We start from the raw sequence: 13,059 nt of genomic DNA, 5'->3' as shown, positions 1-13,059 counted from the left end.
AGTGATGTTATCTTAGATTGTTCAGTTGAATGCCTTTAAATTTAACCTTCATGTATTTAAAAAAGATCTGTAAGTTTTCGAGCTTGGTGTTCATACTGTTCTTAATGACGGCCAATACCTGTACGGCTGCCGTTTGGCAATGGTCTATCAACGTAAAAGGTGTGATTTCTTCGGAAACCAATGAGCATCCTACAGCCTTTTTATGGATCCCGTCAAATTGTAAACAAGTGAAAGGCGTTGTCATTGGTCAGCATAACATGCTGGAAGAAGGTATACTGGAACATCCGGAGTTTCGTAAAACGCTCACTGATCTGGGGTTTGCCGAAATTTGGATCACCCCAAGTATCGATATGGTGTTCGACTTTAATACAACCACACCGGCGTGTTTTGAAGGGATGATGAAAGATCTCGCAAATGTATCCGGTTACCAGGAGCTGGCTTTTGCCCCGGTGGTACCTATCGGCCACTCTGCGGCAGCAAGCTATCCCTGGGATTTTGGTGCCTGGGATCCGGACCGCACACTGGCCATATTATCTGTACATGGCGATGCACCTTTAACCACGCATACCGGCAGCGGAAAACCAAACCCCAATTGGGGGCAACGTAATATTGATGGTATACCTGCACTGATGGTAATGGGAGAATACGAATGGGGCGAACAACGGATATTACCGGCAATGCAATATAGAAACGATCATCCACACGCGGCACTGGCGTTTCTTGCAGATGCCGGGCATGGTCACTTTGATTATTCTGATGAACTAATCCATTTTCTGTGTTTTTTTTTGAAAAAGGCGGCAGAAAATCGGCTGCCAACTGCAATGCCGCTGGATGGCCCCGCAGTACTAAGGCCGGTTGACCCGGCAACAGGCTGGCTTGTTGACCGCTGGCGATTGGATAAACCATTGCATGCACCAGCTGCGCCATTTAAAGATTATACAGGAGATCGCAGAGAAGCGTTCTGGGTGTTTGATAAGGAAATGGCAAAGGCCACAGAAAGCTATTATGATGCGGCCCGCGGGAAAGTCAGGCAATATGTAGGTTTTAAACAGCATGGCGATTTGCTTTCGGGCGGCAATTCCTTCGCAGGTAACAAAATAGAATTTATTCCGCATGCTGATGGGATAACCTTTAATCTCAGCACCGCATTTAAAGATTCTGCACAGGCACGAACCGCTACCGACAAACATGCAAACGGCAAGATCAATATTACCAGGATCTGTGGCCCGATAGAAAAAGTAGATGATACCACTTTCCGCATTTCTTTTTACAGAATGGGATTTAATAATCCCAGACGTTCGGGCGATATATGGCTAATGGCCAGCAGCCCCGGCGACAAAATCTATAAATCAACAGTACAGCAGGCCAATCTTAAAATACCGGTACGTAATCATGAAGGAGATGATCAGCAGATCAGTTTCCCGGCTATCGCCGATCAATCTTCAAAACAGAAGTATATTGAACTAAAAGCCAGCTCCAGTGCCGGGGAGAAGGTTTATTATTATGTTAAAGAAGGCCCTGCCGAAATAGACGATAACAGGTTGATATTTACTAAAATCCCACCACGGACAAAGTACCCGGTTAAGGTTACCGTTGTGGCCTGGCAATGGGGTAAAACTAATGCGCCCAAGCTAAAATCCGCAGAACCGGTTACACAAAGCTTTAATATTTATTAAGGCTGAACTTCCTGCTATAATAAATCCCCCTTGTTTGACCTGTTTAACCCCCTTACGTATACGTGTTAATAGATACTTTTAGCCACCGATTTAAATAACCATTTACCCAGGTCTGTTTTCGATGAAATATTTAGTTTTCTCGTTTTTGCTTATTCTTATATTGTTAAGTTATGATAACAGTTTTGCCTGGGCCGGGAAAGATTATCAGGTAGTTTCCCCGGATAGGTCTACGGTATTACATATTGGTCTTGATACACAAGGGAAATTGGTTTACCGCATCGATTATGATCATCAGGCCAATGGTTTAAACCGGAAGATAACAAGAATATTATAATTAGTAAGATACTTTAAGATTGTAAATTTGACTATCATTAATGAACTTATAACACGTTTGATGAAAATGCAAACCGCTTTCATAAAACCAATAATATTCACCTTATTTTGGGGTATAGCCTGCCTGATGCCATTTGCTGTGTTAGCGAATCCAAGGAGCATCTATGTAGCAAAATCCGGCAACGATAAAAATTCAGGTAATGCAAGTTCTCCCGTACTAACCATTACAAAGGCCGAATCTATAGCTCTTCCCGGCGACAGAATTATTATATATAAGGGAACTTACCGTGAAATGGTCATTTTCCATAAAGGCGGCTCGCCAGGCGCAGCAATTTCTTATAGCGCCTCACCGGGTGAGGAGGTTATCATCAAAGGTTCTGAAAGGGTACGAACATGGGTAAAGGCACATGGCCGCACATGGCGTGCGACGATTAATGACGATTTTTTTAATGGAACTAATCCGTTTAAAGAATGGATCAACCGTGATTCTTCCTACCGGCATTTAGGCGAGGTTTATCTGGATAACAAACTACTTAACGAGCAAAAGATGAAGGGCGATGTTGAACGGGTGATCTACAGCTGGTTTACCAGCCAGGAAAATGGTAAAACCATCATCACTGCGAATTTCGGTGCAAATGACCCCAATCAGAAATTGACAGAGATCAATGTAAGACCCTCAGCCTTCGCCGCGGAAAAACCGGGAATAAGTTTTATAGTTATTGATGGTTTGAAGATCGCTCAGATTGCCAGCGCGCCTGCCTTTGTTAATGGTGTGCAGCCGGGCGCTATCAATGCAAATGGTGGTACGCATTGGGTCATAAAAAATTGTTCACTCAGCTATTGTAAATCTGTAGCGATCTCTATTGGGCAAACAGGACATGATTACCCCGGTTCCAGTCCGGGAAATCCGGAATATCGTGATCTTTCACAGGATATCTCAACTGTTGGTCATGATACCATCACCCACAATCATATATCCTATTGCGGGCAGGCCGGGATATTTGGCCTGCTGCATGGCACACAAAGTATAATTGCCGATAATTTGATTGAAGATATCAACTCAAACAATGACTTTCCGGGCAATGAGATAGCAGGCATTCGGCTTGCGCTTGCCGTGGATGTCTTGATCAGCCATAACCTGATCCGCAGGGTACATGGCACGGGCTATGGCATTTATCTTGGTCCGCTTTTTCAGGGGGCACGTATTAGCCGTAATGTCATCACCGAAACCAGTCAAAGCGCAATTTACTTGTATAATAGCCATGGCCCCGCGTTATTCGATAACAATATCATATCAGGCCCCGGAAAATCAACCGGTGAAGGCGTAAAAATGATTAGTGCAGAAGGTAATGTATTTGTTCAGAACTTATTTTATGACTGCGCTTTTATCAATCAAAAAGTACCGGGGCGTACATTTGCTACCAGTAATTTTTTGCCGCATTCGCTGGTCATCAAACAAACCATACCCGCACTGGCGATGGATGACCGCTGGTACAGTAATGTGTTTGTAAAGAGTGGCCTTGATAAGCTCAATAATGACCCGGATTGCCTTGCTGATTACAACGCCTATATACAGGGTGCGTTGCCAACTGCCTGGGGAGATAAGCAAAGTCACACTATAGCAGCAAACGCAGGCTTTGCACTGATCAATACCGCTAATTCTGCAAAATTGATGCTGGATCTGAAAGCCATACCGAAAGTTACCTGCCCAGTACTTAGCCCCGAGTATATTGGGTTCTTCGCCCTTAGTAAGCAATATCTTGAATACTCCAATGGGAAAGCCATCACGATAAATGAAGACTTTAAACATAAGCCAAAGGATGCATTATCAGGTTTCCCCGGTCCGTTTTATCAATATTGGGCAACCTCGGATAACAATCAAACATTATTATTCGCTTATTAATCTGGCAGCAAGATGAACACTATATCCCGATCTGAACGATTTTTAAAAGATAAGCATACCCGGATAGCTTTATATGTTATGCTATTGCTGCTGATGAACTGTTGTGCTAATCAATTGCAGGCGCAGGTGCTTAAATTGGATAGTCCCGCTTCCTATCACCCGCAACCTTTCGTACATCCAGGGCTCTTGCATACGGCAAAGGACCTGCAAAGAATAAGGGAAATGGTGGCAAAAGATATAGAACCCTGGAAAAGCGGCTTTGCCGTATTTAAGGCGAGCCCTTATTCAAGCGCGGATTGGGTTCCTCATCCTGCGGAACATGTGGAACGGAGCTTGCTCGCGGGAGCTGGCAAAAACATAGGCGACCTGGAAAAAGATGTGTGCGCTGCTTATCAGAATGCATTAATGTGGGCCATAACAGGGGATGATGCCCACGCGAAAAAAGCCATAGAAATACTAAATGCCTGGTCGGCAACCCTCAAGGTTTTTGACGGTACGGACGTAGAGCTTGGGGCGGGGCTGTGCGGATTTAAAATGACCAGCGCCGCCGAAATTATGCGTACTTATCCCGGATGGGCACCCGCTGATACTAAACGATGCCAGGACATGTTTATGCGGGTCTTTTATCCGCCTATTCAATACTTCGCATTATGGGCACACGGCAATTGGGATTTGGCTTGTATGAAAGAAATGATGGCCATTGGCGTATTTTGTGATGATCACGCACTTTTCAACAAAGCTGTTGATTTTTTCTACAAGGGCCCTGGTAATGGCAGTCTACCCCATTATATTATTAATGAAACCGGGCAGGTTCAGGAAAGTGGAAGGGATCAGGCACATACGCAATTAGGGATTGGCCATTTATCAGAGATGTGTGAAATTGGCTGGAGCCAGGGCATGGATATGTACGGTGCAAACAATAACCGGCTGTTAAAAGGTTTTGAATATGCTGCAAAATACAACCTCGGCGAGGATGTGCCTTTTCAGCCTTATACAGATATAAGCGGAAGATTCCCGGCAACCCATATTTCTGATAACGGGCGGGGAAAGTTGCGCTCGATATATGAAATGGTGCTGAATCATTATAAATACAGGGCAAAATTGCCTGCCGGTGAATATAAATACACGCAAATGGCCGCCGACAAATTAAGGCCAGAAGGAGCGGGGTTCAATGCTGATAATCCTGGCTATGGCACCCTGTTATTTTCATTGCAAGCGAATTAATAGAAGACAATTGTACATCTTAATAAATCATAAATTGAAAAAATTAATAACAGCAATCATTATTTTACTGGTTTTTAATATGACGGCTAAAGCGCAGTCGAAACTGGTAACACTCGACTCCTATTTTAACGATGAACATCGGATGGACGCCGTCGGCGCATTGGAGTCCTATCATTATAAATGGGAAGAAACAGATAACAATGGCTTTTCCATTTTGGCGGATGTTTTTAAAAAGCATGGTGCGGCATTAACAACGTTATATACTGCTCCCACAGCTGAAAATCTTAAAAAAACAGCCATATACATTATTGTGGATCCGGATACCAAAAAGGAAAGCCCTAATCCAAAGTATATATTTCCCGATAATGTACAGGTCATCAGTGAATGGGTGAAAAATGGCGGTGTGCTGCTCCTGATGGCTAACGATAGTGCCAACGTAGAACTCCCTCATTTTAATACGCTGGCCAAAAAGTTCGGGATGCATTTTACCGACGATCTGATCAGCCACGTGATCAATGATCAGCATTTTGAAGATGGCGCCATACCAACAGAAAATCATCCCATATTTAAAACTTCCACCAAACTTTTTATGAAGGATGCCTGCGCGATTACCGTAAGCGGCCCTGCCAAAGCTGAGCTATGGTCGGGCAAATCAATTATTATGGCAAGTGCTACTTATGGTAAGGGAGTAGTATTGGCCGTGGGCGATCCGTGGCTATATAACGAATATGTTAACGGACGTTTACCTGCCGGGTTTACCAATGATAAAGGAGCTGATGACCTGGTTGTATGGCTATTAAGCAAGGCTGCAGATAAAAAATAAAAATTATAATACCCATTCTCATAAATATATTGATACCCATGAGGAATCTAGTCATAAAAGCATCCGTCTTAAGCATCTTATTACTCACTTTGCAAACTGCTTATGCCCAGTTTAAACCCGCAGAGGCAATAAAGTACTGTGCTGTGCAGGCGGAGAAGACCCTGGCTGCCGCTCCCGCTGATACGCTGAATAACCTTCCGCGCAGCATCAATCATGATAAAACTAGTTGGCATTATGTAAATTATAACGATTGGTGCAGCGGTTTCTGGCCGGGTATTTTATGGAATTTATATGAAGCCACACACGATGAAAAATGGAAAATAGCAGCGGATAAATATACAAGGGAGCTGGCCCCGCTTGCTGTACACAGCGGGTTCGACCATGACCTGGGCTTTATGGTATTCAACAGTTTTGGGAATGGCTATCGCCTTACAAAAGATCCCGCGTACAAGGCAGTAATACTAAAATCGGCCGACTCACTGGCTACGCTCTTTAATCCAAAAGTAGGTACCATATTGTCGTGGCCCTCACAGGTGAAAAAGATGGGCTGGCCGCATAACACCATTATTGATAATATGATCAACCTGGAACTGTTGTTTTGGGCTTCCAAAAATGGCGGCGGGCAGCGACTGTATGATATTGCCGTAAAACATGCTGAAACCACCATGCAAAATCATTTCAGGCCCGATTATTCCGCCTATCATGTGGTAGTATATGATACAGTAACCGGGAAAAAGATCAAAGGCGTTACCCATCAGGGGTATGCTGATAACTCTATGTGGGCCCGTGGGCAATCATGGGCCATCTATGGTTTTACCATGTGTTACCGGGAAACTAAAAAGCCTGATTTCCTGGATTTTGCACAAAAGGTAGCCGATGTTTACCTGCGCCGCCTGCCTGCCGATCATATACCTTATTGGGATTTTGATGATCCGGCAATACCAAACGCCCCCCGTGATGCGTCGGCAGCTGCGGTAACGGCATCGGCATTATTAGAGCTGTCGGGCTTTGTAACTGATAAGGTAAAAGCGGAGTATTACCGTAAACAAGCCATTGAAATGCTTGCCGTTTTATCATCACCGCAATACCAGGGTGGTAATGTGAACAGCGCATTCTTATTACATTCAACCGGCCACCATCCGGCAGGCAGTGAGATAGATGCTTCTATTATTTACGCCGATTATTATTACCTTGAAGCCTTACTCCGCCTTAAAAACCTAAAATATTAATGAATACCGGCGGGTAAGCAATTAATCGTAATTATTCATGCCTTTTATAAACGCTAAAATCCAATGACAAACAAACCGGCCTTTACCGAGAAGAGATTTATTGTAACCTTCATTTTTGTGACCTCGCTTTTTTTAATGTGGGGCGTATTACACTCCATGAGTGATGTGCTCAACAAACATTTTCAAAATGTGCTGAACCTTTCAAAATCTAAATCCGGATATATTCAGATGTCCGTTTTTGGAGCTTATTTTATTATGAGTATCCCGGCAGGCTATTTTTTAAAGAAGTTTGGTTATAAAGCCGGTGTTTTAATGGGGTTGCTGCTATTTGCTGGTGGTATATTTCTGTTTGTACCGGCTGCAAACGCATTCTCCTTTAGTTTTTTCAGGATAGCCTTATTTATTATGGGTTGCGGAATGGCAACGTTGGAAACGGTTGCACACCCTTTTGCAGCAGCTTTAGGCGATCAGCGCCGAAGCGACCAGCGTATCAATTTTGCGCAAACATTTAATGCAGTAGGCACAATGATCGGTCCGGCTATAGGCTCCATGTTCCTGTTAAGCACGGATAACGTACACTCAACTGATCTCACTTCGGTAAAAACATTATATGTGGCCATAGGCTGTGTAATCCTGCTTATCGCAGTTGTATTTGTGTTTTTAAAAATACCGGCTCTAACAGATCCGCATGTTGACACAGCTACTATCGACGCGGCAGCCATCAATGTAGATGTTGATCCCGCCAGGAAACTGTATCAGCATAAGCATTTTATATGGGCCTGTGCTGCACAGTTCTTTAACGTAGCGGCGCAAGCAGGTACCTGGGCTTATTTTATTAATTACGGCGTTGATGTCATGCATTTTAGCAGTGAGAAGGCAGGTTATCTGATGATCGTTTTTATGGGTATGATGGTGCTTGGGCGTATCGTAGGTACTTCATTGATGACCTATATCGCGCCAAATAAATTATTGGCATCGTTTGCCTGTGGTAGTATATTGATGTGTCTTATTGTCGCCCAGGGATGGGGGTGGTCTTCTTATATCGCGCTGATGATGATCAACTTTTTCTTCAGTATCATGTTCCCGACCATTTTTAGCCTCGGATTGAAGAACCTGGGAGAACATACGAAGCAGGCATCCTCATTCATATCTATGGGCGTAGTCGGCGGTGCATTTTTCCCGCTGATCATGGGGCAGATTGCTAATCATAACGTTGCCCAGGCATATTACCTGCCGGTGATTTGCTACCTGGTTATCTTTCTTTTTGCATACCGGTTCTATAAAGTGAAATACTGATGAGGTTGAGGGTTACAGGTTTTCTGCTGGCTGTCAGCTTCATTTTTGCAATGCCGAAAGGCAGGGCACAGCAAGCGGTAAAAAAAGGCTATGATTTTTCTGCTTTGGATAATAAAATATCAGCCTGGGTTGATAGTGGTTACTACAAAGGTGCATCTATTATCATAGTCGAAAACAACCAGCTGATCCATCAAAAATACTTCGGTAACTATACGCCCGAAACAATAGCCTATATCGCTTCAGCCGGAAAATGGCTGGCCGCCGCTACTATTGCCGCAGTGGTTGACGAAGGCAAGCTATCATGGGATGATCCGGTAAAAAAATGGATCCCCGAAATTAGCGGCAGCAAAGGCGATGCCACCTTGCGGCAATTGCTATCGCATACGGCCGGTTATCCTGATTATCAGCCTAAAGGCAACCCTACAGATAACTATCAAACGCTAAAAGAATCCGTAGATCATATCATCCCCTTGCCAGCTGATACTCTGCCCGGCACAAAATTTAAATATGGCGGCCTTGCCATGCAGGTAGCCGGTCGCATGGCCGAACTGGCAACTGGCAAGGATTGGGAAACCATATTCCAGGAAAAAATTGCCCGGCCTTTAAACATGAGCCTCACCCATTTTACACCTGTGAGCGATGTGGGAGGTCAAAGCCCAATGTTAGGCGGCGGTGCCCGGAGCAGTTTACAGGATTATGCTAATTTCCTAAATATGATCAGTAACGATGGTGTATTCAACGGCAGGCGCATCCTGTCTGCAAAAGCCATCAGGGAAATGCAGGCCGACCAGGTAAAAGATGCCAAAGTAAACCCCGGTGAGTTTGTAGAGAAAGTCCGAAAAACCCATCGTACAGATATTTACGGCTTAGGGGAATGGCGTGAAGAGATTGACAGTGCAGGAAATGCGGTGCTGATCAGTAGCCCCAGCTGGGCTGGTGCTTATCCGTGGATAGACAAGCAGCACCATGTTTACGGCTTTTTCCTGGCGCGGGTGGACATGATGAAAAACGGCTTCAACCCTTTTTTGAGCAGTCCTGTACTGCCTGTGCTGGTTAGGAACATAATTGAAAAAAAATAAATGGGGAATAATGCCCGATACATTAAAGTGATGGCTGTTAAAAGAGATATGATCATGAATTATTTAACGACCGGGCGGTATGTGGTCATTGCTTTTTTCCTGCTGTTATTGCCGTTTGGTCTCACCGCACAGGCGCGAAAGGTGTCCGATGTATGGGTGGCGGATAATGGCAACGGGACCTATAAAAATCCGGTTTTGAATGCCGATTATTCCGACCCTGATGCCATAAGGGTAGGAGACGATTATTACCTGGTATCCTCCAGTTTTAATTGTATGCCGGGATTGCCTGTTTTGCATTCTAAGGATTTGGTTAACTGGGCGGTCATTAATTATGCTTTAAAAAAGCAGGAGCCTGCTACGCTCTATGATATTCCTCAGCATGGTAAAGGAGTTTGGGCACCTTGCATCCGGTATCATAATAACGAGTTTTATATTTATTATCCCGACCCGGACTATGGTATCTATATGATCAAAACAAAGGATGTGGCGGGCGAGTGGTCAAAGCCCATATTGGTATTGCCCGGTAAAGGTATTATCGATCCCGCACCATTTTGGGATGATAATGGGAAGGCTTACCTGGCAGTAGCCTGGGCTGCCAGCCGCGCATTCGTAAACAGCCTGATCACACTTTTTACTATGAACATCGAGGGCACAAAGGTTACAGATGAAGGCAGAAATGTTTACGATGGGCACGATGCTAACCCTACCATTGAAGGCCCTAAATTGTATAAGCGCAATGGCTATTATTATATTTTTTCTCCGGCGGGTGGTGTTAGTGCCGGTTGGCAGCTGGCCCTGCGTTCAAAGGAAATATATGGCCCGTATGAAGCCAGGGTGGTGATGGATCAGGGCAAAACAAATATCAACGGGCCGCACCAGGGCGCATGGGTTGAAACGCAAACCGGTGAATCATGGTTTCTGCACTTTCAGGATAAAGGCCCTTATGGCCGTGTGGTGCATTTAGAGCCCATGAAATGGGTGAATAACTGGCCCGTTATTGGCAATGATCCGGATGGTGATGGTAAAGGCGAACCCGTAGCTGTTTACAAAAAACCGGATGTAGGTAAAACTTATTCTATAAATACCCCTGCAGAGAGTGATGAATTTAATGATAGCCAGCCAGGCCTGCAATGGCAGTGGCAAGCTAACCCAAAAGTGCAATGGGCCGCGGAGATACCGGCCAGTGGGCATTTGAGGCTGTTTGCATTTCCATACGAGAAAGACAGTCCTAATTTATGGAACGTGCCAAACCTGTTGCTTCAAAAGTTACCTGCCCCCGATTTTACGGCAACTACAAAGGTTAATTTAAAAATAGAATGGGAAGTATGGCAAAGTAAAAAGGCAGGTTTACTCATGATGGGTAACGACTATGCTTACCTATCCATATCAAAGGACGATAAAGGCTATAAGGTTAGCCAGGTGATATGCAAAAAAGCGGCCGATGGAACTACCGAAGATGTGGTGGAAGAAAAAAGAATTAACGGTGCAGAGGTCTATTTGCGTGTAGCCGTAAAAGGGCCCGGCGCAGTCTGTCATTTCAGCTACAGTGAGGACGGCAAGAGCTTTAAGCCCATAGGCAGCGAGTTTTATGCGCAGCCTGATAAATGGATCGGTGCCAAAGTAGGCATGTTTTGTGTAAGCAGCCCGGATGTCCGTATCGGTGGCTATGCAGATTTTGACTGGTTCAGGGTGCAAAATATCAACCATGATTAATGAGGTAGCCAGACAAACCGAAATTGTTATACAACTAACTTTTAATAAAAGAAAAAAGCGAGGAATGAAAAAGCACCTTACCTTAATTTTTATAGTTAGCTTACTGATAGGGCTGAGCACATTTGTAATGGGCCAGGCCCGGACGTCAACAAATCCATATCCGTTTTATCAACCTGCGGATCATGTTTATCAATACATGGTAAAAGCCGGAGGGCGGAATGTTTATCTGTGGATACCTCCCCATTGTAGTAAAGTTAAAGGAGCGCTGGTTTCACTTTCAAACCTGCTTGAGCGCCAATGGCTGGAAGATTCGCTGATAAGGCATACAGCTGCCGATATAGGCTTGGCGATCATCTGGATAGGTCCGGCAAATAATGGCGATAAATCATTCACTGCCGATATGAAGCCGGGCATGGAAATTATATTTCAGCAGATGATGGATGAACTGGCCGATGAATCCGGCTATGCAGAGTTAAAAAAAGCCCCGGTAATTGCTATGGGGCATTCGGCGAACGGGCAGTTTGCCTGGACGTTCGCTAATGCCTTTCCTGATCGTACAATCGCGGTCATTCCCATCAAAACCATTCCGCCGCCCGATTCACTCAGGTTTAGCAATATTCCTTTTTGTTATATTGTGGGGGAAACTACCGAATGGCCGCAGTACCGGGTGCCAGATCCCGCAACAAAGCCGGGCGACCGTGATTTTTATTGGCCCATAGTACACAAAGCTGCACTGGCGCTACGATCACAAAACCCTGATAACCTGGTCGGGGTAGTAACAGACCCCGGTGGCGGACATTTCGACTGGTCTCCGCATCTGACACAATTTGTCGCTTTATATATCCGTAAAGCCTGTCGATACCGTTTACCGGATCAGGGGCAAAGCACACTAAAACCGATTACCAAAACTTCCGGCTGGTTAACAGGCAATGGCGGGATGGATAAGGATAAATATAAATATGCCCTTGCTCCATACGCGCTGTTTAAAGGCCCGGTAAATGAAGGCTACTGGTTTTTTGATAAGGAAACAGCCACAGCTGCTGTTGATTTTGAGGGAGACCGCATTAAAAGAAAAAAACAAATGCCCACATTTATACAGGATGGGCAATTGGTGCCGGTAGCTAAATTAGGTTACGCGGTATTGAAGTTTGAACCCGATGCAGATGGGGTATCATTTCATCTTCAGGGCGGGTTTTTGCCGCAATTACCTCCTGAGCTTATCGGAGCCGGAGAAACGTTGGGGCATTCATCAGGTGCTATTACATTCCGGGTAATTACCGGTCCCGCTATTCAAACAGGTCCTAATTCATTTAGGTTGCAATTTGACCGTGCCGGAATGGGCGGCGAATTATGGATACAGGAAACGCAGGTTGAGGATAGTGAATACCGCCATGCTGTACAACCCGGCATGATCCGTATTCCTGCAAAATTAACTGCCGGAAAACCGCAGGAAATCAAGTTTGCCAAAATACCGGACCTGAAAAAAACGACGACCTCCGTGTCTTTACAGGCTGTGTCAAACAGTGGCTTACCAGTCTCGTATTATGTTGTAGCAGGACCTGCATATGTTGAAAATAATCACCTTATCATTACCCCGGTTCCTGTTGAAAGTAAATATCCGGTAAAAGTGACAGTGGTTGCTTACCAATGGGGACGTGTGACTGACGAATTGTTTCAGTCGGCCGCCCCTGTGGAGCAAACTTTCAACATTTATCGGTAAGTGTAGCGAAAGTTTTCACTAATGGCCGCACGGGTACGATACTTCCTGATTGCTTTTTGCAAA

At 44.8% G+C, this 13,059-nt stretch carries 10 protein-coding genes; all 10 read left to right on the top strand.

The genetic code is table 11. The features are described from left to right. Window positions 1-50 precede the first annotated feature (50 nt). The 10 genes from BLU33_RS15795 to BLU33_RS15750 all read left to right on the top strand — a co-directional run bounded on the left by BLU33_RS15795 (window position 51) and on the right by BLU33_RS15750 (window position 12,996). A complete protein-coding gene (locus BLU33_RS15795; protein ID WP_197684512.1) occupies window positions 51-1,676 on the top strand; it encodes a hypothetical protein in 1,626 nt (541 codons plus the stop codon). A gap of 121 nt (window positions 1,677-1,797) precedes the next feature. Then, window positions 1,798-2,010, top strand: a complete 213-nt coding sequence (locus BLU33_RS15790) for a hypothetical protein (protein ID WP_091374999.1) — start codon at window positions 1,798-1,800, stop codon at window positions 2,008-2,010. 60 nt (window positions 2,011-2,070) lie between these two features. Then, on the top strand, window positions 2,071-3,912 hold the full coding sequence (locus BLU33_RS15785) for a right-handed parallel beta-helix repeat-containing protein (protein WP_091374996.1): 1,842 nt from the start codon (window positions 2,071-2,073) through the stop codon (window positions 3,910-3,912). Window positions 3,913-3,924: 12 nt separating this feature from the next. Further along, a complete protein-coding gene (locus tag BLU33_RS15780; protein ID WP_091374992.1) occupies window positions 3,925-5,136 on the top strand; it encodes an alginate lyase family protein in 1,212 nt (403 codons plus the stop codon). A 34-nt stretch (window positions 5,137-5,170) separates the two neighbouring features. Then, window positions 5,171-5,959, top strand: coding sequence for a DUF4350 domain-containing protein (locus BLU33_RS15775; protein ID WP_091374989.1), 789 nt, complete (start codon window positions 5,171-5,173; stop codon window positions 5,957-5,959). Between the two features lie 38 nt (window positions 5,960-5,997). Continuing rightward, window positions 5,998-7,188, top strand: coding sequence for a glycoside hydrolase family 88 protein (locus BLU33_RS15770; RefSeq protein ID WP_091374986.1), 1,191 nt, complete (start codon window positions 5,998-6,000; stop codon window positions 7,186-7,188). A gap of 63 nt (window positions 7,189-7,251) precedes the next feature. Continuing rightward, on the top strand, window positions 7,252-8,484 hold the full coding sequence (gene fucP, locus BLU33_RS15765) for an L-fucose:H+ symporter permease (RefSeq protein WP_091374983.1): 1,233 nt from the start codon (window positions 7,252-7,254) through the stop codon (window positions 8,482-8,484). Further along, the gene (locus BLU33_RS15760; protein WP_091374980.1) at window positions 8,484-9,563 is read left to right on the top strand and encodes a serine hydrolase domain-containing protein; all 1,080 of its coding nucleotides are present in this window, start codon (window positions 8,484-8,486) and stop codon (window positions 9,561-9,563) included. The genes fucP and BLU33_RS15760 overlap by 1 nt, the downstream gene beginning before the upstream one ends. 30 nt (window positions 9,564-9,593) lie before the next feature. Further along, entirely contained in the window at window positions 9,594-11,276 is a 1,683-nt protein-coding gene (locus BLU33_RS15755; protein ID WP_232009310.1) for a glycoside hydrolase family 43 protein, read from the top strand. 64 nt (window positions 11,277-11,340) lie between these two features. Further along, window positions 11,341-12,996: an alpha/beta hydrolase family protein gene (locus tag BLU33_RS15750; RefSeq protein WP_157682175.1), complete on the top strand. Its 1,656-nt coding sequence runs from the start codon at window positions 11,341-11,343 to the stop codon at window positions 12,994-12,996. Window positions 12,997-13,059: the final 63 nt, after the last annotated feature.

This window comes from Mucilaginibacter mallensis (genome assembly GCF_900105165.1).
In the GTDB taxonomy this organism is placed as follows: domain Bacteria; phylum Bacteroidota; class Bacteroidia; order Sphingobacteriales; family Sphingobacteriaceae; genus Mucilaginibacter; species Mucilaginibacter mallensis.
The sequence above is the reverse complement of the archived record's forward strand: the minus strand, read 5'-3'. Positions and strand labels throughout refer to the sequence as shown.